This window comes from Empedobacter sp. EJD.6dd, from assembly GCF_057369435.1.
This window is the reverse complement of sequence record NZ_CM170667.1, coordinates 687,085-712,669: the sequence shown is the minus strand read 5'-3', so window position 1 is coordinate 712,669 and position 25,585 is coordinate 687,085. Positions and strand designations below refer to the sequence as shown.

The 25,585-nt window shown below is 31.4% G+C and carries 20 protein-coding genes and 1 riboswitch; of the genes, 4 read left to right on the top strand and 16 right to left on the bottom strand.

What is annotated here, in order from left to right:
- Positions 1–102: 102 nt before the first annotated feature.
- The 11 genes from AC2I98_RS03325 to AC2I98_RS03275 form a co-directional block, all read right to left on the bottom strand.
- Positions 103–666, bottom strand: coding sequence for a hypothetical protein (locus AC2I98_RS03325; protein ID WP_486413213.1), 564 nt, complete (start codon positions 664–666; stop codon positions 103–105).
- Positions 667–824: 158 nt separating this feature from the next.
- Positions 825–1,634: a DUF4097 family beta strand repeat-containing protein gene (locus AC2I98_RS03320; RefSeq protein WP_486413212.1), complete on the bottom strand. Its 810-nt coding sequence runs from the start codon at positions 1,632–1,634 to the stop codon at positions 825–827.
- Positions 1,635–1,657: 23 nt separating this feature from the next.
- A complete protein-coding gene (locus AC2I98_RS03315) occupies positions 1,658–2,494 on the bottom strand; it encodes a hypothetical protein (RefSeq protein WP_486413211.1) in 837 nt (278 codons plus the stop codon).
- A complete protein-coding gene (locus tag AC2I98_RS03310) occupies positions 2,487–3,050 on the bottom strand; it encodes an RNA polymerase sigma factor (protein WP_486413210.1) in 564 nt (187 codons plus the stop codon). The genes AC2I98_RS03315 and AC2I98_RS03310 overlap by 8 nt, the downstream gene beginning before the upstream one ends.
- A 146-nt stretch (positions 3,051–3,196) precedes the next feature.
- Positions 3,197–4,504, bottom strand: coding sequence for a voltage-gated chloride channel family protein (locus AC2I98_RS03305; protein WP_486413209.1), 1,308 nt, complete (start codon positions 4,502–4,504; stop codon positions 3,197–3,199).
- Positions 4,505–4,533: 29 nt separating this feature from the next.
- Positions 4,534–4,603: riboswitch (Fluoride riboswitch) on the bottom strand.
- Between the two features lie 51 nt (positions 4,604–4,654).
- Positions 4,655–6,094, bottom strand: coding sequence for an FAD-dependent oxidoreductase (locus tag AC2I98_RS03300; RefSeq protein WP_486413208.1), 1,440 nt, complete (start codon positions 6,092–6,094; stop codon positions 4,655–4,657).
- Positions 6,095–6,278: 184 nt separating this feature from the next.
- Positions 6,279–9,368: an efflux RND transporter permease subunit gene (locus tag AC2I98_RS03295; RefSeq protein WP_486413207.1), complete on the bottom strand. Its 3,090-nt coding sequence runs from the start codon at positions 9,366–9,368 to the stop codon at positions 6,279–6,281.
- A gap of 4 nt (positions 9,369–9,372) precedes the next feature.
- Positions 9,373–10,464, bottom strand: coding sequence for an efflux RND transporter periplasmic adaptor subunit (locus tag AC2I98_RS03290; RefSeq protein WP_486413206.1), 1,092 nt, complete (start codon positions 10,462–10,464; stop codon positions 9,373–9,375).
- Between the two features lie 4 nt (positions 10,465–10,468).
- The gene (locus AC2I98_RS03285; protein ID WP_486413205.1) at positions 10,469–11,719 is read right to left on the bottom strand and encodes a TolC family protein; all 1,251 of its coding nucleotides are present in this window, start codon (positions 11,717–11,719) and stop codon (positions 10,469–10,471) included.
- Positions 11,720–11,798: 79 nt separating this feature from the next.
- On the bottom strand, positions 11,799–13,136 hold the full coding sequence (locus AC2I98_RS03280; protein ID WP_486413204.1) for a sensor histidine kinase: 1,338 nt from the start codon (positions 13,134–13,136) through the stop codon (positions 11,799–11,801).
- A 3-nt stretch (positions 13,137–13,139) separates the two neighbouring features.
- Entirely contained in the window at positions 13,140–13,817 is a 678-nt protein-coding gene (locus AC2I98_RS03275; protein ID WP_486413203.1) for a response regulator transcription factor, read from the bottom strand.
- Between the two features lie 129 nt (positions 13,818–13,946).
- Here AC2I98_RS03275 and AC2I98_RS03270 point away from each other — a divergent pair, with 129 nt between their 5' ends.
- Positions 13,947–14,891, top strand: coding sequence for a M20/M25/M40 family metallo-hydrolase (locus AC2I98_RS03270; RefSeq protein WP_486413202.1), 945 nt, complete (start codon positions 13,947–13,949; stop codon positions 14,889–14,891).
- A 58-nt stretch (positions 14,892–14,949) separates the two neighbouring features.
- Here the strand turns inward: AC2I98_RS03270 and AC2I98_RS03265 are convergent, their stop codons facing one another.
- The 4 genes from AC2I98_RS03265 to AC2I98_RS03250 all read right to left on the bottom strand — a co-directional run bounded on the left by AC2I98_RS03265 (position 14,950) and on the right by AC2I98_RS03250 (position 21,646).
- A complete protein-coding gene (locus AC2I98_RS03265) occupies positions 14,950–16,086 on the bottom strand; it encodes an efflux RND transporter periplasmic adaptor subunit (RefSeq protein ID WP_486413201.1) in 1,137 nt (378 codons plus the stop codon).
- A 1-nt stretch (position 16,087) separates the two neighbouring features.
- Positions 16,088–20,416 carry a CusA/CzcA family heavy metal efflux RND transporter gene (locus AC2I98_RS03260; protein ID WP_486413200.1) on the bottom strand — a complete coding sequence of 1,443 codons (4,329 nt, stop codon included), beginning with the start codon at positions 20,414–20,416 and terminating at the stop codon, positions 16,088–16,090.
- A 96-nt stretch (positions 20,417–20,512) separates the two neighbouring features.
- Positions 20,513–20,893: a hypothetical protein gene (locus AC2I98_RS03255; protein ID WP_486413199.1), complete on the bottom strand. Its 381-nt coding sequence runs from the start codon at positions 20,891–20,893 to the stop codon at positions 20,513–20,515.
- A gap of 120 nt (positions 20,894–21,013) precedes the next feature.
- Positions 21,014–21,646, bottom strand: coding sequence for a hypothetical protein (locus AC2I98_RS03250; RefSeq protein WP_486413198.1), 633 nt, complete (start codon positions 21,644–21,646; stop codon positions 21,014–21,016).
- A 301-nt stretch (positions 21,647–21,947) separates the two neighbouring features.
- Here AC2I98_RS03250 and AC2I98_RS03245 point away from each other — a divergent pair, with 301 nt between their 5' ends.
- The 3 genes from AC2I98_RS03245 to AC2I98_RS03235 all read left to right on the top strand — a co-directional run bounded on the left by AC2I98_RS03245 (position 21,948) and on the right by AC2I98_RS03235 (position 25,403).
- Positions 21,948–23,105 carry a homogentisate 1,2-dioxygenase gene (locus AC2I98_RS03245; RefSeq protein ID WP_486413197.1) on the top strand — a complete coding sequence of 386 codons (1,158 nt, stop codon included), beginning with the start codon at positions 21,948–21,950 and terminating at the stop codon, positions 23,103–23,105.
- 234 nt (positions 23,106–23,339) lie between these two features.
- Positions 23,340–24,470, top strand: a complete 1,131-nt coding sequence (hppD, locus tag AC2I98_RS03240; RefSeq protein WP_486413196.1) for a 4-hydroxyphenylpyruvate dioxygenase — start codon at positions 23,340–23,342, stop codon at positions 24,468–24,470.
- Between the two features lie 114 nt (positions 24,471–24,584).
- Positions 24,585–25,403 (top strand): phosphatase PAP2 family protein, encoded by an 819-nt coding sequence (locus tag AC2I98_RS03235; RefSeq protein WP_486413195.1) that lies wholly within the window; start codon positions 24,585–24,587, stop codon positions 25,401–25,403.
- Here the strand turns inward: AC2I98_RS03235 and AC2I98_RS03230 are convergent.
- Positions 25,400–25,540 (bottom strand): PLD nuclease N-terminal domain-containing protein, encoded by a 141-nt coding sequence (locus AC2I98_RS03230; RefSeq protein ID WP_486414056.1) that lies wholly within the window; start codon positions 25,538–25,540, stop codon positions 25,400–25,402. The genes AC2I98_RS03235 and AC2I98_RS03230 overlap by 4 nt on opposite strands.
- Positions 25,541–25,585: the final 45 nt, after the last annotated feature.

Below are 25,585 nucleotides of genomic sequence, written 5' to 3'. Positions count from 1 at the left end.
GGCAAATATAAAACTTATTGAATGTCCCAAATCATTCTCCATAAAAAACACAATTGAGATTTCCCAATTGTGTTTTCAAAAAATGTTATAATTTATCTACTATTACTTTCTCAAGTAAACGTTACCGTATTTAGAAGAAAATTCTTGCAAAGGCTGTTTACCTATATTTGCTGCAATTACTGAGTGAAAATTATCAGACTTTATAGTTTTAATTGTAAAGTCTAAATTCGTGTACATCTTCCCAAAAAAAGTTTCAGCTTTTATTTCTCCAGTTTGTTTCGCATTCATTGTTGCATCCACACTTCCGTATGTTGATTGTGCAATAATCGGGGCATTAAAATTAATAACTTCAATTGTTCCGTACGTCGATTCAATTGTCGTTTTCATATGTTCCGGAACTTTAATTTCCAACACAATATCAATTTGTGATGACATTGTAGATGAAGAAGCATTAATATTATTTTCTTTTAAATAATTTTGATAATCTTCTTTTGATTTAAAACTCAATTTTTTATCGCCAGAAACGATAATTATATTTTGTTTGATATCTTTAAAATTTATGATTTTTCCCTCAATAATTTTTTCGTTTCCTTTTTTGTTTTCAGTTAAGTTGAAATTTGAGTCATTTTCACCATTATTAATGTTTACATTTCCAGAAATACTCACTTCGTTTTGTTTCCAAGTTGAGATTTTAATAATTTGAGGATAATCAAATTTTAATGTTAATTATTGACCTTTTTCAACTGAAAAACTCTTCTGAATTTTTGTTTGAGCGATTGATAAATTAGCCAATAAGCCCACTACTAGTGATAAAATTACTGTTCTCATAATGCTCTTAAATATATTTTTTTGTAATCTGACCTAAAAAGAAAGCTTGTTCCACCACCATTTAACGTACCTGTTGCTTGGTTGTTAATTTTTATCATTTCAGACGAACTGTTATTCGTTTCTAATTTAAATGATAATTCTGGCGCAATCAAAATATCACCAAACGAAGTTGTTAATTTTACATTTGCTTTGGATGATTTTGGAATCGAAGCATCCACATACCCATAAATAGAAACGAGTGACAAAGGACCTTTTACATTTTGACTAAATTTTGCATCTATAGAACCATAAATCGTATTAATAGTCGCTGGTCCAGTAACATTTTCTAATACAATATTGTTATAACTTGCAGTTGCCTCAATTTCATTTTCAATATTTTTGAACGTAATTGTACTTCCAAATTGAGACTGATGATTAAACGAAATCGTTACACCTTTCGGAACTAAAATTTTGATATTTGGAGGTGATATTTTTTGAAGTTGTTTTACATCAATAACACCATTTTTTTCTACAACATTTATTCCTAAATCAGTATTGTCTTCAAGTCCTAAAGAATTAATTGAGCGTAATCCTTTTGCACGTTCATCGTTATCTCTCGATTTTGTTTTTGTAGAAAAAACGATTTCATTTCCGTTGTAACCTTCGACTGTTACACGTCCAAGATCTAGGTTTAATTTTCCTTTGTTTACAGCTAATTTAAATGTTTTTGAATTTTCTTCACTTTGATTTGTCGTCTCTTTTTGTGCGTAAGAGAATGTAGACATCAACATGCATGATGCTGCTACAAAAAATATTTTTCTAATCATTTTATTTGATTTTTTATTAATAATTATTTTCTCAAAAGAACAGCATAAGCTTCATCTTTTACAAATGGTTTCGTTTCAGGATCCAGAACCATTTCTTGTAGTTTAGTTTTTAATTTCAAATCGATTTGATCATTATTGATATGCGCTATCATTCCTATTAATTCCATTTGTACCATTGGATCATTTTGTTTCATAAAAATATCCGTCAATTCTTTAGAAGCTTCTTTTTTTGGTAACTTCGATGCAAGTGCTTCAAGTGCATTTAATCGTACAATTGTATTATTATCATTTAGTGATAAATTGTATAAATGGTTTTTTAAATCCGAATCTAATTGTGTTAAATTTTCTATTTTTGAAATAGCATCAATGCGTTTACTTGTAGATTCTTGATCGTTTAAAGCAAGTATAATTTCATTCTTCAGATTTTCATCAATTGAAATATTTTCTTCTTTTTCTGTAGAAATTACTTCTGTTTTTGACTTTTTAGGTATAGAAACAACTTGTTTATGATCAGTTATATTCGAATTTTCTATTGTTGTTGAAATAGAAGGATTTTGTTGATTTTCTTCTACTTTTTTAATTATTTTTTCTTTTACAATTTCGATTGTTTTAGGTAAATTTGATGAATTCACTCGATCATTTTTGAAGAAAAAATATCCACCAACACTCAATAAAATAAGTGTCGAAGCAGCAATACTCCAATTTTGTATTCTCCAAAATTTTGGTTTTTCAACAACCAACGTTTTTTCTTCTTTTTTTGGAATTTCAGCTTGTATACGTTTCCATAATTCAGCAGATGGTTCTTTATTTTCAAAAGCTTCTCTGTTATTATTGATATGTTTTTTTAAAGAATCATTCATTGTAAACGGTTTGTTGTATGGTTTCGTAAATTTTCTTTTTTGCACGATGATATTTACTTCTAACTGTTGTATTACTCAATCCTAATAATTGAGCAATATCTTCGTGCGTCATATTCTCAAATAAAAATAGATTAACAATTGTTCGGGTTTCAGTTGGTAATTCTTCAATAGCTTGTTGTATTTCTTCAATTTTACCTTCTAACTTTTGTTTTTCAATCAAAAGATCTTCACTTTCGTCAATAATATTTGCTTGTTCTACATCAGAGAAATAAACCTTATTTTTTCGTAAATGAGAAATAGATTTATTAATCGCAATACGAGAAAACCAAGCACATAAATTGTCAATGTTTTTTAATTTTTGAATATCAGAAAAAAGTGAAACAAAAATATCTTGTGTCAAATCTTCTGCATCTGAAACTTCTGTAACCAAACGATAAACAGAGTTATAAACTGATTTCGAATAACGATGATAGAGCTGGGTATAACCAGCCTCTACACCAGATTCGCACCAATCTAATAATTGTTTATCACTTATTGAAAAATTTTCTTTCTCCAAAATTTTCAAGGTTTCTTATTGTTTCTATTGTATAGACGCAACAAAGTTTTGAATGTTGCATCAATTTTTAAAGATTTTTTAAAAATAAGAAGTAATTAAAGAAAAAGATGAGATTTTAAATGAATAATATAAAGATTATGAATGTTTTATAAATCTCCAATTCTTTTTCCTACTTGATGATCAAAACGTTTGTTTTTTGGCTCACCAATCATTTGTTTCAGATAAATACTACTATTTCCTGAAACTAAATATGAAACAATACAAGCAATTGCAACATAGATTCCGCATTCTACACCAAATAATTCAATTGCCATAAGAGTACATGCAATCGGTGTATTGGTTGCACCTGCAAAAACAGCTACAAAGCCCATTCCAGCTAAAAGTCCTATTGGGAGTGGAATAAATAACCCCAATGCATTTCCAAGAGTTGCCCCAATAAAAAAGAGTGGAGTAACTTCGCCTCCTTTAAAACCTACTGAAAGCGTAATAATAGTAAAAACCATTTTCAAAGCAAAATCATAAGCGGGTAGTTGTGTCTCGAATGATTGTACAATTGTTGGAATACCTAAACCAATATATTTTGTTGTTCCTATAGCAAAAACTGCAACAGCAATAATAATACCGCCTAAAAAGGGACGAAGAGGAGGGAAGGCTATTTTTGATTTGAAAAATTGTCCCGTTTTATGAAGAGATTTACTAAAAGTTGCTGCACAAACACCACAAAGAATTCCAACTATTATTGCATAGAAAATATTCAATAGAGAAAGGTTAGGAATAGTATGAATTACATAATGTGTGTGATGAACTTGCCAAAGTTTTGTTACAATATCAGCAATAATAGCTGTTATAAAAGCTGGAAATATTGCATTGTAACGTATTTTGCCTAATAAGAAAAATTCTAATCCAAAAATTGCTCCAGCCAAAGGTGTTCCGAATACAGAACCAAAACCTCCAGAAACTGCAGAGATGATTAAAATACTACGATCTGATTTTGATAATCTTAATGGTTTAGAAAATTGATCTGCAATCGCAGCTGCCATTTGCAAAGCTGTTCCTTCACGACCAGCAGATCCTCCAAAAAAATGCGTAATTATTGTACCTAAATAAACAAATGGCGCCATATGAAATGGAATTATTTGTTTGGGTTGATGAATTGTATCAATCAATAAATTATTTCCGGTTTCAACATCTTTTCCAAAATAATGATATAGTAAACCTACTAATAAACCAGCTATTGGTAAAAAAACAATAATCCAATTGTGATTTTCTCTAAAATTTGTTACCCAATCCAATGAGATTAGAAACCCTGCTGAAGCAGTACCAATAAAACCTCCAATAATTAAACTAATGCATAGCCATTTTGAGATATAGGGAAGAGATGGATATTTTCTGAAAAATAATTTTGTAAATAATATGATTTTATTACTGAATGACTGTTGTTTATTTTTAGACATAATTTTCCTGATTAAATTGTTAAACACTTAATTAACCAGGCGTCATCAGCTTTTTTTTAAAGCGGTTGGGTAAGGAAGAACACCATTTCCTTTTTTGTCTTCTGCAAATTTATTAAAATAATACGTATTATAAATATATTTTTAAATCTTCTATATTTTAGAAGTAAATTTAGAACCAAATGTGACGTTTCCTTCTTGAAGTACAATATCTGAATGGAGAAACTCAGCTGCTTCTGCAGACTTTTTTACTTTGATGCTACTACGTTCAATCATTTCTATTTCGTATGGTTGTAGAACTTTTTCACGTATATTGATTTCGTTTTTATGATCTTGAAAAGCTGTGGTTATTTTTTGTGCCAATAATAAAGCGTCTAATAATGCTTGATTTGCACCTTGACCTTTAAAAGGGCTCATAGGATGAGCTGCATCACCAAGCAACGTTATTGGACCAACATTTTTAAATAAATCTTGATGCAATAAATCTCTATCATAAACAGGATATCCAGTAATTTTTTCTATATCAGTTGCAGCAATAATTTGTGGAATAGGAGTATGCCAATTTGTTCTTTTAGAGACTTCGGTTTTTAATTTGCTTGCACCATCTTTACTCAAAGCGATAGCATCTTTTTCTGAAATAGGGAAACTAAATTGCCACATAATCGATTCCTTATCATACGGCATCATATACATTCGTTCAACACCATTTGCTGTCTGAAAAACAGTTTCATTGTCTAATAAAGAATGATCTACATTTTCTAAAGCATTCAGTTTACAGATACCCAATATAACGATACAACCTAAATAATGCAAAGGAGTTGATTCTTCTCCAATTAATAATCGTCGAACAGAACTACGTATTCCATCTGCACCAACTAAAATATCAGCTTTATATTGTTTTTGAAAACCATCAACATCAAAGGTTAATTCTATTTGTTTGTCAACTTTATAATCGATCAATTGATGATTCCAATTTAATTGATTATCACCTCCTAATTGATTTAATAAAGCCAAACGCAACGATTGTCTTGAAATATGAATATTGGTGTGTTTATTTTTGTTTTTAGCCTGTATAGCTTCTTTATCTTCCAATTTTCTTAATCCCCATTGTCCAATAACACTTCCATCTATCTTATGTGCTAAGTGTAATGTAGATACTATTCCTTCGTCCAAAGAAGGAATACCAAACTTTTTCATTTCTTTACTTGCCTGTTGTAAAGTAAGTCCATATCCTTGAGAACGATCATTAAAAGTGCGATCTCTTTCGAAAAGTGTAAATGGTATTTGTCGATGTAAGCAAGCTAAAGCCAAAGCAATTCCACCAATTCCTGCACCTACAATGGCTACATGAGGATATTTTGTTTTATCTGCTAAAGGACGTTCTTTTGAAAGTATTAATCCCGTGCCTAAACAAGATGTACAAGTTTGTATTGATGTTTTAGGTTTAATAGGCAAGGAACTTGCTGTTTCATCTTTTTTTAATTGAGCAAGTGTAGCTTCATAGCGTAAGAGTTTTTTTTTCGAAAGTCCTTGGCTTTTTCTTCCAAGACCATTACATGATTTACAGCTAATCCAGTTGACTATTTTGCTCAATTTATTTTATTTAAAGAATTATTATGATGCAAAAATAAGATTAATGAGAATAGTTAGAAAAATCTTTGATAAAAAGATGATCATTATAAAGTATCTAATAAAATTTAATTGAAATAAAAACGCGAGCTTTTAGCTCGCGTTTTCCTAAGAACAAACAACTTACAAAATTATTTCAGGAATATTTTTATTGATGTTCTTTTCTATAAACTAAATAAAATATGACAGGTAAAACGGTAAATGATAAAACCAAGCAAATCATTAATCCACCAACAATCATAATGGCTAAAGGTTTCTGAATCTCAGAGCCCATTCCAGTAGAAAGTGCTGCTGGTAATAATCCCATTGATCCCATTAAAGCAATCATTACAATAGAACGAATTCTACTTTTTACACCTTCGTTAATTGCTGTTTTTAAAGATTTTTTTCGAAGTAATTCTTTCATCACAGCGATTAAAATTATTCCATTAATCGTATTCACTCCAAATAAAATAATTAGTCCAATTCCGGCAGAAATTCCAAAAATAGTTCCCGTAATCCATAGCGATAAAAATCCTCCAATAAAGGCAAATGGAATTGTGATTGCAGCAATAGCTGTATCTCTCATATTACCAAAATTGCTATAAAGCAGTAATAAAATCAATACTAATGATATCGGAATAACTGTCATTAATTGCTTAGAAGCACGTTCTTTACTTTCAAACTCTCCTGCCCATTCCATGTAATTTTCTTTCGGTAATTTCACTTCTTTGGCAACTACTTTTTTGGCTTCGTCAATCGTACTTCCCAAGTCACGACCTTCTATACTAAATCCAACTCCAATATATCGACTGTTTCCTTCGCGGTAAATGAAAGCAGGTCCCGTTTGATACCCAATATCAGCAATTTCTTGTAACGGAATATTGTGCCCATTACTTGTTGGAATCAAAATATTTCCAATTTTTTCGGGGGTATCGCGATATGCTTCTTGAAAACGTAGAATAACATCAAACTGACGATCGTTTTCGTAGAATTTTGTTGCTGCCTGTCCACCAATTGTCATTTCAATGACAGCTTGCACATCGGCTGTATTGATACCATATTTAGCCATTTTTGTATCACTTAATTGAATACGAAGCTCTGGTAAACCAATGTTTTTATACACATTAATATCGGTGATTCCGTTTACTTTTTCAATGGATGAAGCAACTTTGTTCGCGTATTTTTCTAAATCGTACAAATCATCGCCAAAAATTTTAATCACTAATGAACTTTTTACACCTGCTACATATTCTTCGACATTATCTTGAATAGGTTGCGAGAATCCGAAGGTAATTCCAGGATAATGATTCAATTTAGTCCGCATTTCTTGGATAATTTCATCTTTTGAAATTTTACGTTTCCAATCTTTTTCATCTTTCAATTGAATATTAAACTCAATATTGAAAAATCCTGTTGGATCGGTTCCATCATTTGGTCGACCAGTTTGCGTCAAGATAAAATCAATTTCTTCACAATCCTTTTGCAACAAAGTTTTCATTTCTTTGGTCAAACGTGTAGATTCTTGCAAATTCACACTATTTGGTAAAGTTGCTCGCACATAAATTGCTCCTTCATTTAATTGTGGTAAAAATTCAGAACCATAATTCATGAATTTAACCGAACAAACTGACAATAACGCAAGAAAACTAATTAATGTTATTCGTTTGTATTTGAACGAATAATGATACATGCCGTAAACAGTTTTCGTGAAAAATCGTGAAATGAAATTTTCTTTTTCTTCGATATTCTTAGTAAATAATAATTTACACATTGCTGGAACGTATGTTAAACTCAAAATCAAAGAACCTAAAAGTGCGTAACCCAGAGTAAATGCAAGTGGTGTAAACATTTTTCCTTCCACTTTTTGGAACGAAAAAATGGGTAATAAGGCAACAATCAAAATAATTAAGGCAAAGAAAATGTATGATGCTACGCTACCTGCGCTTTTTTTGATCGCGCCCATTTTACTCATTTTGGCAAAACGTTCGGCTCCAACTTTATGTTGCATGGTTGCCAAAGCCACAAAAACGGTTTCAACAATCACCAAAGTTCCTTCTAATAATAAACCGAAATCTAGAGCTCCCATCGAAATTAAATTGGCAGGAAGCCCTTGAATTTTCAGCATAATAATCGCAAATAGAAACGAAAGCGGAATAACCGATGCCACGATAAAAGTTGATTTCCAATTGTATAAAAAGATGAAAACAATTAACGAAACCAATAGTACACCTTCAATAATATTTTTGGAAACAGTATGTACAGTATTGTCAACCAATTTGGTACGATCGACAACAGTTTCTATTTTCACATTTTGAGGTAAAGTTCTTGTGTTTAATTCTTCAATTTTAGCTTTAAGATTTTCTATAACTTCTGAAGGATTTTCTCCACGTAACATAATCACAATTCCTTCTACCATATCATCATTTTCGTTGTAACCAACTTGCCCCAAACGAGGTTTATTCGAAACGACTACTTCAGCTACATTTTTGATAAGAATAGGCGTAGAACCATTTAATTTGACAGTGATATTTCCAATATCTTCAATCTTATCCAACAAACCAACACCACGAACCACATATGCTTGATCGCCTTGTTGAATTACATCACCACCTACATTGACATTAGATTTTGAAACTGCTTCATACACATCCAATGGCGATAAGTCGTAATTTTTTAATTCCGTAGGATTGATCTTAATTTCATAGGTTTTTTCTTCTCCACCAAAACTAACAATGTCTGCTACTCCAGGCACAGAAAGTAATTCTCGTTCAATAACCCAATCCTGAATTGCCGTTACTTCTTTTATAGGTAAATTACTTTTAATCACATAACGAAAAATCTCTCCAGTAGCACCAGAAGGTGGTTCGATATCAGCATTTGCTCCTTCAGGTAAATCGACGCCATTCAATTTGTTTGATACATATTGTTGTGCGTAAAAATCGTCTACACCATCTTCAAACTGGACCGTCACAACAGATAATCCAAAAAGCGAAATAGAACGGATATTTGATTTATGAGGAATGCTATTCATCACCTTCGAAACGGGCAATGTTACTAATTTCTCCATTTCTTCGGCACTTCTACCTGGCCATTGCGTAATAATACGAGCTCGCGTATTCGTGACATCAGGAAAAGCTTCGATTGGTGTATGTTTTAGTGCAAAAATTCCTGTGAATAGAAGCGCAAAAGTTGCAAATAGAATAAAAGTGGTGTTTCGCAACGAAAAAGTCACGATTGCTTGTACTAACTTTTTCATCAGCTTATTTATTTAATTCTTCATAAATCATCAAAGCATTTCGTGCAATGATTTTCTCATTTGGAGCAAATTTCTCTTGAACAAATGTGAATTCTTCATTCTGAGCAATCGTCGTAATTTTTCGAATTTCCATTGTACAATCGTTTTTATATACCACTACATATTCTTTATTATTCTCGAAAACCTTGGCTTTATTCGGAATCGCAAAAGCATTTCCTATGATATTTTGTTTATTAATAATGATATCAGTACTCAAACCTGGCATCAAATTCAAATCTTGATTTTCTAATACGACACGCGCTTTTAAAACGTGTTCGTTTTCATCAAAAACATTATATATTTTATCTATTTTTCCTGCATAAATTCTATCAGGATACGCCATAGATTTTACTTTTACCGCGTCTCTTTTTTTTACGTATTGAAGATTGTTTGCGTAAATATTTACCATTACCCAAACTTGTTTTAGATTAGAAATTGAGAAAAGATTTTCGTCCATATCTGAAGTAATGGATTGTCCAATACTCATGTTTTTCTGAATGATATAACCATTTTTGGGTGATAAAATTTGGAATTGACCATTCCCAACTGCGCGATACATTTTTAATGTGGCATTTATTTTATCAATCTCAATTTGTGCAGATTGTAATTCGTGTTCAGCTTCGATAACTTCTGGTTGTGAAGCCATTCCGTCGTTCAACAATTCTTTTTTTGACTTGATTTGTTTACGAACTAATTCCATCTGATTTTGATGATAACGCTTTTGTTGTACCAAATCTAAGACTTCGTTTGATTTTACAATTGCTAAAACTTGTCCTTGACGCACATAATCACCCAATTCAAAATTTACTTTATCTACCACACCTTGAAGCAAACTTTTAAAACCAACCAAATCATTTTCATTGTATTCTATTTTACCAGATAAGGTTAATTGTTCATGAATTGGCTGTTGTAAAATAGGTACAATTTCTGTTGATTTTTTCAATTGCTCATTCAAACAAAATCTGTTTTCCTGCACAACCTCTTTTTCTGTTTTTGGGCTATTACAACTACTTAAAATCAATGTTAAAGCAGTTAAAAAATAAAAAGTTCTTTTCATCATCTTATAAATCTTGTCCAACGATATAGTTTAGTTCTTCAAAGGAATTTTGGTAATTTTCTAACAAATCCAAATAAGCTTTTTGAGATTCGCGATAGGCTTGTGTGAAATCGATAAATTCTAACAAAGTGATTTGTTTATTTTGAAGATGTTTTTTGTAATTATCAATCATGGTTAACTGTTCTTGGTTATTCATTTTTTTCAATTGAATAAGCGCTTTATCCAGTTGATTGATTTGATTTTGAATACGATCAATCGAAATATCTAATTCAGAATAAATCGCATTCTTTGTCATTTGTTGCTGACTCAATGCGATTTCAGACGCCTTTATGTTGCCTTTGTTGGTGTTGAAAATTGGTAAATCAACGCTTACACCAAATCCAACAAAATCGCGCATAATGTTTCCTCCACGGTCGTAATTTACTTGTAAATTTAAATCAGGCGTTCGTTGTGCTTTTTCTAAAACCAAGTGTTTTTCTGCTAAAATGATTTCGTTTTCTTGTTTTTTAAGTGCAATATTTTGATTTTTTGCAAGTTGTTTGGTATTAATTGGAATCGATTTTGAATGAATATTAAATATTGAAAAATCGATTTCATTTACATTCAACTCAACGTTTTGTGTTAACAATCGTAGTTTGTTAATGTCTTCAATTTCTTGAATTTCTAGTTCGATTTGTTCTTTTTGTAAACCAATTAATTCTGTTTGAAGTCTATAAAAATCAGCTTTCGGAACGTTTTTAAGATCAGCTTGTCGCTGATATTGTGTCGCTATTTGTTCAAATAAATCAATGCTGTTTTGTAATTCTTTTTTTTCAGATTGAATGCGCGCCAATGAAAAATAGGTTTGTCTTAACTCTTTTTTCAATTCACGAAGTAATTCTTCATATTCAAAAAGTGCTGAGTTTTTCTCTAATTGTTTAATGGCGACACGTTTTTTACGTTTTCCAGCAGTCTCAATTAATTGTTCAAATTCAACCGAAATTTGTTGGTTTTTACCATATTTACCGAATAAGTAAGGTTGTTCTTCAATATTATATGTTTTCCAAAGATTGACTTCAGAAATACTTAATGTAGGATTGTGCCACAATTTTTCCTGAATAATTTCAGCATCAATTTTATCAACATTGAATTTGTTCGCAATAAGTGCATAGTTTTTCTGTAGAAAAGCCGCTTCTAAATTGTCTAAGGTTACGTTTTGCGCCTGCGTTTGAATGGCAAAAACAATTGGGATTGCAGTAAAATAAATCTTCTTCACTTTTAATCATTTTGAAAAATCAAAAGTAAATGTGTAAGATTAAGGTGAGTTTTAAGTTAGATTAAAAGTAGATTAGAATTTAGAAAATTAGTTTTACAATTGTGCCTTTTGGGTTGTTGGGAACAATATCTAATTCAATTTGATGAAGTGTTAAAATAATATTTGCCATCGAAAGCCCAATTCCTTTTCCTTGAAAATTTTCTGTGTTTTTACCACGAAAAAAATTTTGTTTGATTTGTTTCATGTCGTTTTCTAAAATACCAATTCCTAAATCAGAAATGTGAATTTGTAAACGATTATTAATTTCTAAAAACTGGACTAAAATAGGCTGATTATTCGAATATTTTATCGCATTACTTATCAAATTATTCAAAGCAACTTCTAATAATTTTTCATTTCCTTGAATCGTTAATAATTGATTATTTTCAACTTGTAAATCTACATTAATACGTGCTTGATGATATAAAACGGCATTTTCTATCACTTGCCAAACCACTTCATCTACACGAACCATTTCAAATTCAAAACTTGTTTTAGCACCCGAAAGCAACATCATTTGTTCTAATGTTTCCTGCAAATCATAGGTATATTGTTTTAATTGAACAATTACATTTTCGTATTCTTCGAGTGTTCTTTTTTTATGATTCGTGACTTCTAAAGTACCTAATAAAGCAGTGATTGGCGTACGTAATTCATGCGAAACATAATCGATAAAATTCTTTTGAACATTAAATGTTTGCGCAATTCGATCGATGAAATGATTGTAAGTTTCAATCAAATCTCCAATTTCTGTATATGATTTTTTTAGTTTTAATGGTTCAGTGAAATTTTTTGCATCACGTTCTTTAATTTGTTCGATGATTTTAGTAATCGGTTCGTAAGCAATGATACCTAAATACTGCGAAAACAAATAAATAAAAAGCAAACCAATCAAAGAAACTGTAATTAAAATTTGAAGCAACGATTGCATTTGCTCGTTAAATTCTTCTTTAGGTTCTCGTGTAATTACAACAAAATCACCTTCGTTATCATGATAAAAAATTCCATTGTAGAAATAGTCTTTACTTGCAAAAAAATCAGTTCTGTTAGCACGAATGCTCGCAATAAATTCTTTCGAAATTTGGTCATTTGCAGGCATATTTCCGTTGAATTTCTTGTTTGCTTCATCAAGAATCAAAATATGTTTTCGAGAAATTGTTTTTTCTAATTGGCTTTTAATATTATTGTGTTCTAAAACAGGTAATTCATCCTTTTCTAAGTAGTAAATAGAAGCCAAAAGCGTTTTGTTCTGCAACGATTTGAACTCCTTTTTTTCCATTTCGGTGTAAAAAGAAAAGTAAATAAATGTAGAAACAATCAGAATAATAATACTGAAAATAACGACAGAATAAAGCGCTAATCGATGTTTTAATTTCATAATTTAGGCTTTAAACATGTATCCAACACCTTTTACAGTGTGAATATATTTTGCTCCATTTTTCTCAATTTTGTTTCTCAAATACGAAATGTAAACGTCCACAACATTGGTATGATTGTCAAATGTAATTCCCCAAACTGCGTTCAAAATTTGAATTCGAGTAACAGTTTTTTCCATATTTTCAATCAAATAATTTAGCAATTTAAACTCTCGCGGCGAAAGGTCGGTTTCTTCTTGATTGACAAAAACTTTGTATTGATCTAAATCGATTTCTAAGGCATCAAAGATTAATTTATTTTCGGGAATTTCTTGTGAACGAAACTGATTTCTGCGTGTTAATGCTTTAATTCGAGACAATAATTCATCGAAATGAAATGGTTTTGTAATGTAATCATCTGCACCATAATCTAAAGCTGAAACCTTATCTTGAACGGTGTTTAGAGCACTTAACATCAAAATTGGTGTAAATATTTTTTTGTAACGAAGTGTTTGTACAAGTTGTATACCGTCCATTTTTGGCAACATAATGTCGCAAATAATTAAGTCAAACTGTATATTTAGGAATTCTTCTAAAACAGATTCAGCATCTTTACAAAGAGTAACCAAATGCCCATTTTCTTCTAATCCTTTGATCAAAAAATCGCTAATTCGCTTATCGTCTTCAATTACTAAAATTTGCATACACCTTCCATTTTTCCAAAATTAATGAATATAAGCAACAAGAAATCATTGTTTTGATTTTCTAATTGGATTTTAATTTACGAATTATTATTTATTTTTGTTATCCTTAATAGTTAGTTGAAATTGATTATGAAAAAAATAATGATTATTGTTTCCTTGATTGTAGGAGCAAAATCATTTGCACAAGATATAGAAATTAAAAAGCTTAAAAAGCATGTGTATTTCTTGGCTGATGATAAGATGAAAGGTAGAGGAACTGGAAGCGAAGAAAATTTGAAAACTGCAAATTATATTGCAAAAGAGTTCAAGAAATATAAACTGCAACCACTGGGAGAAGATGGATATTTTCAGGAATTTGAAGCAAAAGTAAAGAAAGTAAAGGTTGCAGATAGTATTCGTACAGCAAAAAATGTGATTAGCTTTTTAGATAATAAAGCAGAAAAAACAGTTGTAATTGGTGCGCATTATGATCATTTAGGAGAAGGTAAACAAGGGAGTTCTTTGGCTAAGGATAGTTATGGAATTATTCATAATGGTGCAGACGACAATGCTTCTGGAATTGCTGGTTTGTTAGAACTTGCACGTATTTATAGTAAGAATAATATGACAGAACCAGTTAATTTTTTGTTTATTGCTTTTGGTGCCGAGGAATTAGGTTTGGTAGGTTCTCGTTATTTTGTTAAGCATCCGACATATGATTTGAGTAAAGTGCATTGGATGTTGAATATGGATATGATTGGTCGTTTGAACAAAGAAACTGGAGTTTCGATTATTGGTTATGGAACTTCTCCAACTTTTGAGACGATTTTTAGTGAAATTAATCCGCAAGATTTTGTAAAGTATTATACAGGATATGAAGGTAGAGGAGGATCTGATCAAACTTCTTTTTATGAGAAAGATATTCCAGTTTTGTTTTTTCATACAGGTGGACACGATGATTATCACAAACCAACTGATGACGCAGAAAAAATTGATTACAGTTCTTTGAAAGATATTTTATTACTTGAAAAAGCAGTGATCGATGGAAGTTTCAAAATTGCTGAAATGCCCTTTCGTAGTACGGATAAGAAGTAATTATAATTAAAAAACGAGCGATTTATCGCTCGTTTTTTAATTGAATTATTTTAAGATTTTATTCTTCTTCTCCACTGTTTTTCATCGCAGTCAAAAGGTTGTATGCTCCTTTTGAAGCATATACTTTTCCTGAATTTTGTGGTGATTTTATTTCGATCATTTTATTCGAAGATGTTCCGATCTCAACTGGAACCAATCGAAATTGATTTTTGTTTTGTCTTTCGAAAACATAATCTTTTCCTTCGAATTGAACTACAGATTCTTCTGGTAATACATTTGCATTTAACGAATTTACTTGTAACTCGATATTAAAATACATATTTGCTGTTAATCGTGTTCCGTTTGCATTCGTTATTTTAGCAAAAACGTCAACCGTTCCGTCTTCATTTACTTGATTAGAAATCGAAGTAATTTGAGCATCTAATTTCTGATCTGGTTTTGCATTTGTATAAGCTTTCAGCATTTGTCCAATCTGAATATTACTTAAATCTTTTTCAAAAACTTTTACATTTAATAACGAACGATCAGGATTAATAATTTCTAACATAGCATCTGCAGGAGAAATATATTGTCCCGTATTTGCAAAAACTTGGCTAACCATTCCACTAATAGGTGCATAAACATTGATTGTGCGGCGAATGTTACCCAATGAAACCGAAGAAGGATTAATATTCATTAATCTTAACTTTTGCTCTAACGAACTTTTCTTTACCATTAAAGATTGACGTGTTGCTTTCGCTTGTTGCATTACTTTATCACTTGCAGCTTGCTCAGCATTCAAATCTTTCTGACGAACATAATCTGCACTTGCTTGCTCTAATAAAGCTTTCGTTGTTAAATAATCTTCTTGCATTTGGATATATTGCGGATCTTCTAATACAACCAAAACTTGCCCTTTATTAACATAGTTTCCAGGAATAAGTGCAATTTGCTTTACATAACCACCAAAAGCATTTGTAATTGAAATGGTATTTTCTGGTGTAACAGCTGTTTTCGCATTTAAGCGAATAGTTGTTGGTAAATTTTGATTTTGAAACGATGCAGTATCTATTTCAAAATTCTTTAATTGCGCATCAGTTAGTTTTAGGATAGAAGTAGAAACTTCTTCTTTTTTCTCTTCTTCTGGTTTTGTTTCGTCTTTGCTACAACTCATTACAAAAAGTGTTGTACAAAGCATTAAAATATATTTTTTCATGTTATTCTGCAGTATAATAAGTCATTGCGGCATATGCCTGTTCACGTAAATTTTTGGCTTCTAAAAATTTTGTTTTCACTTCTATGATTTGATTATTTAAAATTACCCAATCCAAAAAGTTAATTTCTCCTTCTAATAATTGACGATTTATCGTTTTTTGAAGATCATTAGAAGCTGGTAGCTGAGTTTGTTCGAAATCATTAACAATTTCATCATACATTGTAATTTGATTTTTTAAAACATCAAAATCTTGTTGCATTTTCGATTGTTGTAACGCGTAAGATTGTTTAGCAAGATCAACTTTAACTTTCGAAGCTTCGATTGATGAATTAACACCTCTATTAAACAAAGGTAAACCAACACCAATTTGAAAAGAATTGTAACGGTTTTGATCCAAGTCAGAAAAACTTTGATTTGAATATCCAACTGTGAAAACTGGAATTTTCTTTGATTTTTCTATTTCCGTTTCTAAAGTAGAAGTCTGAATGTTTTCTTCTGCTAATTTCAATATTGGATGAAAAGTTGAAATACTTAAACCTGCAATTTCATTCCAATTGATTCTATTTTTGGTTGGATAAATTCTGATTGTTGAATTTGTTAAAAACTGAATTTGTCGCGATAGATTTTCTAATTCAACTTCAATTAATTTTAACTGATTTTGAATTGATTTTAATTGAATAATTGCTGTTGAAACTTCACTACGATTTGATTCTCCTTTTTTCAAACGCAGATTCGCTTTTTTCAAAAACTCTTGATAAATAGTTTCGTTTTCTTTCAATAAATCAGCTTGCGCTTCTGTGTTTTGCATATTGACATACAAATTTGCCAAACGCTGTTTGATTTCAATCTTCGTTAATTTTTCATTTGCTTTCGAAGCATTAATCATTTGTTCGTTTAATGCTTTTTGACGTTTAAAAACAACTGGGAATTGAAAAGCTTGCGAAACGGAGAATTTATTATCAAACTTACCCGAATTGACTTGTCCAAATTCTGTAGAAATATCCAAAGGTGAAAGAGAACGATTTGCAAAAACATTCTTTTCGTGATAAACTGTGTTCAATTCAGCTTGTTTAACTTCAAGATTATTAGCATCTGCTAATGTTACAATATCATCAAAACTCATTCGTTCTTGTGCTTGCACAGAAGCTCCAAACAACGACAAAATGATAATAAAAGCTGTAGGAATTGATTTTTTATTTTTTCGATTCTTTTTAAAATGAATGTGTTCGAACATAACATATAAGATTGGTAAAACAAATAAAGTAAGAAAAGTTGCTCCCATTAAACCACCAATAACAACGGTTGCTAATGGACGTTGCACTTCGGCTCCAGATCCGTTACTAATTGCCATTGGTAAGAAACCTAAAGAGGCAACAGCAGCTGTCATAAGAACTGGGCGTAAACGAGTTCGTGTTCCCATGATCACAATTCTTGTTGTGTTTTTGATGCCGTGATCTCTCAAACGATTATATTCAGAAATTAAGACAATTCCGTTTAGAACTGCAATTCCGAAAAGTGCAATAAATCCAACACCAGCACTAATACTAAAAGGCATATCGCGCGCAGCTAAGAATAAAATTCCGCCAATTGATGAAAGTGGAATAGCGGTATAGATTAATAAACTTTCTTTGATTGATTTGAATGCAAAGAATAATAAAACGAAAATTAAAACTAATGCAACAGGAACTGCGACACCTAAACGCGCTTTAGCATGATTTAAGTTTTCGAAAGCTCCGCCATAAGTAGTATAATAACCTGTAGGAAGTTTAATTTGAGCATCAACTTTTTGTTGTAACTCTTGTACAACACTTTCTATATCGCGACCTTTTACATTAAATCCGACAACAATTCTGCGTTTTGCATCTTCACGTTGAATTTGATTTGGTGTATTTTTATAATCAACTTTTGCTAATTGATTTAAAGGAATCTGAATTCCAGAAGCAGTCGGAATTAATAGATTTCTAATATCCTCGATATTTGCACGTTTGTCTTCTGCTAAGCGAACTACTAAATCAAAACGTTTTTCTCCTTCGAAAACCATTCCAGTAGATTGTCCAGCAAAAGCCATATTGATAATACGGTTGGCTTCACCAATACTCAATCCATATTGAGCTAATAAAGCACGATCAAACTCGATAACAACTTGCGGAATTCCATTTATCTGTTCGATATATAAATCTTGCGCACCTTTTACAGTATTAATTATTTTACCTAATTTATCTGCATTATTGGCTAAGCTATCTAAATTTTCTCCAAATATTTTAACAACAACATCTTGACGCGCTCCTGTCATTAACTCATTAAAACGCATCTGAACAGGAAATTGAAATCCAGTAGAAAGCCCCGGAATATCTTCTAATGCTTTACTCATTTTGTCCGATAATTCTGGGAAAGTTGTTGCAGAAGTCCATTCTTTTTTTGGTTTCAATACAATAATCATATCTCCTGCGTCCATCGGCATTGGTTCTGTAGGAATTTCTCCACTACCAATTTTCGTTACAACCATTTCAACTTCAGGGAAGCGATCTTTCAGAATTTTAGCAGCTTTGTTTGTGTATTCTATTGTTGTTGTAATATTGCTTCCTGGTAAAATTCGAGCTTCAACGGCAAAGTCACCTTCTTCTAATGCAGGTATAAATTCTCCACCTAAACGAGACATTACAAAAACGGCAATTGCGAAAAGAGTAATGACAACAGCTAAAATAATGTTGCGGATTTTTAAGGCTTTGATTAAATATTTCTGATGAAAAACTTCAACTTTTGCCATTACACGATCGGATAAGTTTGGTTTGACTTTCTTGTTCTTGCTCAAGAAAAGACTTGTCATCATTGGGATATAAGTTAAAGATAAAATAAATGCACCAATCAAAGCGAAAGCAACAGTTTGCGCCATAGGTTTGAACATTTTACCTTCGATTCCTTGTAAAGTAAAAATTGGTAAATAAACGATTAGGATAATAATTTGACCAAAAACAGCAGAATTAACCATTTTTTTAGCAGAAGAACCAACAGTTTGATCCATTTCTGTTTGAGTTAATTTATTCTTTAACCCAAATTTTTTGCTATGTGCCAATTGATGCATTGCTGCCTCTACAATAATCACAGCTCCATCGACAATCAATCCAAAATCTAATGCACCCAAGCTCATTAAATTTCCACCAACGCCAAAAATGTTCATCATAATAATCGCGAACAATAAAGCTAATGGAATAACTGAAGCAACTATAAATCCTGCACGTAAATTCCCTAAGAAAAGAACCAAAATAAAGACTACAATTAACGCACCTTCGAGTAAATTGGTTTCGACAGTACGAATAGTGTTGTCAACCATTTTTTTACGATCTAAGAAAGGTTCTATCACAACACCTTCTGGCAAAGTCTTTTTGATTTCTTCGATGCGTTCTTGTACATTTTTAACAACTTCGTTACTATTTGCGCCTTTCAACATCATAACAATTGCACCAGAAACTTCTCCGGTATCGTTATATGTCATTGTGCCATATCGTGTAGCAAAGCCAGTTTTTACTTCGGCAACGTCTTTTAATAGAATAGGTGTTCCACTTTGAGAACGTTTTACCAAAATATTCTCGATATCTTCTATTTTACCAATTAAACCTTCGGAACGAATAAATAGAGAAGTTGGACCTTTTTCGATATAAGCTCCACCAGTATTTTGATTGTTTTCGCTTAATGCATCAAATAAATCATTAATGGTCAAATTAAATGATTGTAAACGTTGAGGATCGATTGCAATTTCGTATTGCTTCAATTTCCCACCAAAACTACTTACATCTGCTACGCCAGGTACACCCAAAAGCTGACGACGAACAATCCAATCTTGTATTGTTCTTAATTCTGTTTCATCGTATTGATTTTCGTAACCTTCGGCAGGACGAACAACATATTGATAAATTTCTCCTAAACCAGTCGAAATTGGACCAAGTTGCGGCTCTCCAATTCCTTCCGGAATTTCGTTTTGAACTTGTAATAATCGTTCGCTTACTTGTTGTCGAGCCCAATAAACATCTGTTTCATCATCAAAAACGATGGTTACTAATGATAAACCAAAGCGTGAAAAACTACGAATTTCTGTAATTCCACCAATATTAGAATTGGCTTGTTCGATAGGAAAAGTAACTAAGCGCTCAATATCTTCGGCACTAAAAGAAGGCGCTACAGTTATAATTTGAACCTGATTGGATGTGATATCAGGTTGTGCATCAATGGGTAATTTAGTTGCATCGTAGATACCAAATATCAACAAAGCAAACGTAAACAAACCCACGATAAATTTATTCTTGATTGAAAAATCAATAATTTTATTTAACATCGTAAAATTGTATAGATTAAAAATGTGCTAAATACAAACTGTATATAGCTGAAGTTTGATAAATTGAAAAGAATCAATTTACCTAAATCTAATGTTTTACGCGTTTTTTGGAGGTTGCCAAATAGAATTTAAATAATGAGAATGCAAAAAGTTCTCATCGAAATACTTTATTGATGTTGTAGGAATTTCTTTATCTAATTGTAAAATATCAAAGAGAATAATAGGAGAGAAAAAGAAATCTATGTGTACAAATTCAACTTTCATGAAAGGTAATTTCTGATCAGTTTCCCAATCTTCATCCACTTCGTGACCTCCGTAATGATGAACTAAAAAAACTTTCATTTCATGAAAAAAATCTCCGCCATTATCATGTTCAATAAAATGAGAAACAAATACGGGCAACTTATATAACTGACATAATTGTGTAGAAGTCGTTATATACAAAAAAATCAAAATTTTTGTAGCCCATAGTTTCATAGGGCAAAACTATTAATTTTAAATCTTAATATTAACAGTTATTGTACTATTATTTATCAGTTTTATTAAATAAATAGAAAAGAAAAAGTCCTTAAATTGATCAAGGACTTTTGGATTTATTTAGTTTTTATCAAATGATTTTAAAGAACCGTCTGTATTAAACATTCCTGTGTAATTTCCTCTTGTACCTTGTACATTTGCCATCCATCTCAATTCACCAGTTGCAGGATTCATCGCATAATATAAAGCACTTAATGGTTGAGCTCCTTCAACATCTTTCGTTTTTTCTGCAACTTGTTTGTTGATGTTAGCAACTGTTTCAAATTTAATATCACTCAAAGGAAAAACATTATCATCCATACTTCCTCCTCCAGAAATTTGAACAGGTTGCGGCTCTTGCCATTTTCCATTTTGAAATAAATAATCATCCACATTTTCTGGTTTTTCAGGATCTTGAATTGCTAATTTAATTCTTCCATCACCATAAAAATAAACCTGTTGAAATATTTTAATATTTTTTCCTTTAAATTTTGGTAATTCTTTCAATTCCTTTTCTGCTTTGTTCAATAAATTAACATCTGCTAATAAATTAGAAGTTGATGTAGCTTCTCCAGATTCATTATTTTCTGTAGATTGACTGTCATTTTTTACTTCAACATTTTCAGTATCAGTTTGAGGATCTTTTTTATCATCTTTACAAGATGTGAAAACTAAGGCAGAGATAGCTAAAATTGCAAATAAATTCTTTTTCATAACGTTGTATATTTTATTTACAAACATAATTTGGTTTTGAAATCGTTGCAATCACTGAAAATAGTGAGTTTGTATTTGGTACAATCAAAAAATGTTTCTATCTTTGAGATAACCACAGAAAAGAAATGCAAACAATTAAAGAAAATATTAAACCTTTATTTGTTGGAATGAATAAGCAAACTTCTGCTTTACTTTCCAAAATTGTATTTGCTCAATATTCACACTAGAATATTGCAGATTATTTGTTGACGAATTTCGTCATCTATCTACCTTTTCATCAAAATAACAAACAAAATACGATATGCCACTTTATCATCATTTGGGAGAATTCCCACAAAAGCGACATACGGTATTCCGAAAACCAAATGGAGAATTATATGCAGAAGAATTAGTTTCTACGCATGGATTTTCGAGTACGTATTCCAATGTTTACCACTGTTATCCACCAACTTTGGTAAAAGCGATTAGCGAACCTTATTCGGTAGAGCCAAAAATTGCCCGCGCAAAACATTTAAAACATACCTCTTTAAAAGGTTTTAAAGTAAAACCTACCAAAGATTATTTAGAATCTCGTGTTCCTGTGTTGGTTAATAACGATTTGCATATTTCGTTGGCAGCACCACAAGAATCGATGACCGATTATTTCTACAAAAACTCGATGGCAGATGAAGTGATATTTATTCACGAAGGTTCTGGAGTTTTGAAAACAGGTTATGGTCAAATTGAATTTGAATATGGAGATTATTTGGTGATTCCACGTGGAATTATTTATCAACTTCATTTCAATGATGAGAATAACCGATTGTTTATTACAGAATCATTTAGTCCAGTTGAAACGCCTCGTCGTTACCGCAATCATTTTGGTCAATTAATGGAACATTCTCCTTTTTGCGAGCGAGATATTAAACGTCCTCAAAATCTCGAAACTAACGATGAACATGGTGATTTCAAGATTATGATTAAAAAAGAAGGATTAATCTATCCTTATGTTTACGGAACTCATCCGTTTGATTTTGTTGGATGGGATGGTTATCATTATCCGTGGGCTTTTTCTATTCATAATTTCGAGCCAATTACAGGACGTATTCATCAACCACCGCCTGTTCATCAAACTTTTGAAGGTGCAGGTTTTGTGATTTGTAGTTTCGTTCCACGTTTGTTTGATTATCATCCAAATGCGATTCCAGCTCCGTATAATCATAGTAATGTAGATTCTGATGAGATTTTATATTATGTGGATGGAGATTTTATGTCGAGAAAATCGGTTGAGAAAGGTCAAATTACGTTGCATCCAGCAGGAATTCCGCATGGACCGCATCCAGGTACAGTTGAAAAATCGATTGGAGCAAAAGAAACACATGAACTGGCTGTAATGATTGATCCATTCAGACCATTAATGTTAACAGAACAAGCGTTAGAAATTGAAGATCCGGATTATTATAAATCTTGGCTTTACTAAGAGAGTTATGAGTTATGAGTTATGAGTTATGAGTTATGAGTTATGAGTTGCGCGATTTATCATTCTGAGCCTGTCGAAGAATCAAAAAAATAAAGATAAATAGAGAAGATGCGAAGCTGAAAATAAATTCAGCTTGACTAAACGAAATTGTCATTCTGAAATCGTTTCAGAATCTCATCATCATAATACTTTTTACGTAATACAATTTTACAATAAAATAAAAACACAATAAAAATGAGTACACAAACATTTGCAGAAAAAATTGCATTAGCACAAGACTTTCTTCCAATTAATGGAACAGATTATATCGAGTTTTATGTTGGAAATGCAAAACAATCTGCACATTACTATAAAACAGCTTTCGGTTTTCAGGAAGTAGCGTATGCAGGACCGGAGACAGGTGTAAGAGATAGAGCTTCTTACGTTTTACAACAAGGGAAAGTTCGTTTAGTTTTGACATCAGGTTTAAAATCAGATTCTCCAATTTGTCAACATGCAATGAAGCACGGAGATGGAGTTAAAATTTTAGCGCTTTGGGTTGATGATGCGTATGATGCTTTTGAACAAACAACAAAACGTGGAGGGAAACCTTATATGGAACCAACGACAATTACAGATGAATTTGGTGAAGTAAAAATGTCTGGAATTTATACGTATGGTGAAACAGTGCATATGTTTATCGAACGTAAAAATTACAATGGACCATTTATGCCAGGTTATGTGAAATCTGAATCGACTTATCAACCAACAGATTGTGGTTTGTTGTATGTCGATCATTGTGTTGGAAATGTAGGTTGGAATCGTATGAACGATTGCGTACAATGGTACCAAGATGTCATGGGATTTGTAAATATATTATCGTTTGATGATAAACAAATTAATACAGAATATTCAGCATTAATGTCGAAAGTAATGAGTAACGGAAATGGTTATTCAAAATTTCCTATTAATGAGCCCGCAGAAGGTCAAAGAAAATCTCAAGTCGAAGAATATTTAGATTTTTATGAAGGCGAAGGTGTACAGCATATTGCAGTTGCGACAAAGGATATTATTAAAACTGTAACTGAATTAAAAGCTCGTGGAGTTGAATTTTTATCTGCACCACCAGAAGCATATTACGATATGATTCCAGATCGTGTTGGTGAAATTGATGAAGATATTAAAAAACTTCAAAATTTAGGGATTTTAGTAGATTGTGACGAAGAAGGTTATTTATTACAGATCTTTACAAAACCAGTTGAAGACAGACCAACATTGTTCTACGAAATTATCGAGCGCCATGGAGCTCAATCGTTTGGAGCAGGAAATTTTAAAGCATTATTTGAAGCTTTAGAAAGAGAGCAAGAACGTAGAGGAAATTTATAAATAGATATTTTTTAAAAGCCATTGGATTATTTCTAATGGCTTTTTTCTTAATCAAATCTTAAGTTTTAGATGTTGAGGTTTCAAATACATTTGTTCTGTAAAATATAGAATTAAATGAGCCAATTCAAATTAAAAACAATAGGATTAACATGTGTTTTCTTTTCGTTATTAGCAATAAATGCTGAAGCACAAGATACAATTCAAAAAAGTGAAAAAGATACAATTCAATTTGATTCAATTTCTAAAGAATCTATAAATTTAGATGATAAAGTTTATCATTTTAATGCAAAAAAGCTAATTGTACCAGCAACTTTAATTACATACGGGAGTCTGAGTTTGGCAATTCCTGCTTTAGATAATTTAAATAAATCAACTCAAAATGAAATTTTAGAAGATAAAACCAAAGGAAATCGATTTGATAATTATACACAATATTTACCTGCAGCAGCTGTTTATGGATTAAATTTAGCTGGCGTAAAAGGAAAGCATAATTTCAAAGATCGAACAATTATCTTCGCAACTTCTCAAATTATTAATACAGGCTTGGTAATGGGGTTAAAACATACTGTAAAAGAGGAAAGACCAGATGGAACAAACCATCTTTCATTTCCTTCTGGACATACGGCGAATGCGTTTTCAACAGCACAATTTATGTTTCGAGAATATCAAGATTCTAATTTTTGGTTGAGTTTGGCTGGATATCCTTTGGCTGCTTTTACGGGTGTTTATCGTGTTATCAATAATCGCCATTGGGTTGGTGATGTTGTTGCTGGAGCGGGAATTGGTATTCTATCGACGGAATTGGCGTATTGGTTATTTCCTACGATTAACAATTGGTTTACTCCGAAAAATAAGGAATCAAAAGTGGCAACTATGGTTTTTCCTGTTTATCAAAATAATCAAGCTGGAGTTGGTTTGGTGATGAGGTTTTAATTATTTATAATCATATTTTGACCTTTGAAATAGTATATAATAGGACCTATGTAGGGAATTAATACTACTACAAAAATCCATAAAAGTTTTGTTTTTAAGCTTTTAAATTGATGTGTAATAATATGTATTAAACTCATTATAGGTAAAAAGGTCATTGTTAATACAAAAATAAACCATATCCC

Excerpts from the sequence above, each read along its gene's own strand:
- hppD (WP_486413196.1), top strand. The coding sequence starts at position 23,340 with ATGAGTACACAAACATTTGCAGAAAAAATTGCATTAGCACAAGACTTT.
- AC2I98_RS03265 (WP_486413201.1), bottom strand. The coding sequence starts at position 16,086 with ATGAAAAAATATATTTTAATGCTTTGTACAACACTTTTTGTAATGAGT.
- AC2I98_RS03260 (WP_486413200.1), bottom strand. The coding sequence starts at position 20,416 with ATGTTAAATAAAATTATTGATTTTTCAATCAAGAATAAATTTATCGTG.
- AC2I98_RS03250 (WP_486413198.1), bottom strand. The coding sequence starts at position 21,646 with ATGAAAAAGAATTTATTTGCAATTTTAGCTATCTCTGCCTTAGTTTTC.
- AC2I98_RS03230 (WP_486414056.1), bottom strand. The coding sequence starts at position 25,540 with ATGAGTTTAATACATATTATTACACATCAATTTAAAAGCTTAAAAACA.
- AC2I98_RS03245 (WP_486413197.1), top strand. The coding sequence starts at position 21,948 with ATGCCACTTTATCATCATTTGGGAGAATTCCCACAAAAGCGACATACG.
- AC2I98_RS03290 (WP_486413206.1), bottom strand. The coding sequence starts at position 10,464 with ATGAAAAGAACTTTTTATTTTTTAACTGCTTTAACATTGATTTTAAGT.
- AC2I98_RS03235 (WP_486413195.1), top strand. The coding sequence starts at position 24,585 with ATGAGCCAATTCAAATTAAAAACAATAGGATTAACATGTGTTTTCTTT.
- AC2I98_RS03280 (WP_486413204.1), bottom strand. The coding sequence starts at position 13,136 with ATGAAATTAAAACATCGATTAGCGCTTTATTCTGTCGTTATTTTCAGT.
- AC2I98_RS03295 (WP_486413207.1), bottom strand. The coding sequence starts at position 9,368 with ATGAAAAAGTTAGTACAAGCAATCGTGACTTTTTCGTTGCGAAACACC.
- AC2I98_RS03255 (WP_486413199.1), bottom strand. The coding sequence starts at position 20,893 with ATGAAACTATGGGCTACAAAAATTTTGATTTTTTTGTATATAACGACT.
- AC2I98_RS03270 (WP_486413202.1), top strand. The coding sequence starts at position 13,947 with ATGAAAAAAATAATGATTATTGTTTCCTTGATTGTAGGAGCAAAATCA.
- AC2I98_RS03315 (WP_486413211.1), bottom strand. The coding sequence starts at position 2,494 with ATGAATGATTCTTTAAAAAAACATATCAATAATAACAGAGAAGCTTTT.
- AC2I98_RS03305 (WP_486413209.1), bottom strand. The coding sequence starts at position 4,504 with ATGTCTAAAAATAAACAACAGTCATTCAGTAATAAAATCATATTATTT.
- AC2I98_RS03320 (WP_486413212.1), bottom strand. The coding sequence starts at position 1,634 with ATGATTAGAAAAATATTTTTTGTAGCAGCATCATGCATGTTGATGTCT.
- AC2I98_RS03275 (WP_486413203.1), bottom strand. The coding sequence starts at position 13,817 with ATGCAAATTTTAGTAATTGAAGACGATAAGCGAATTAGCGATTTTTTG.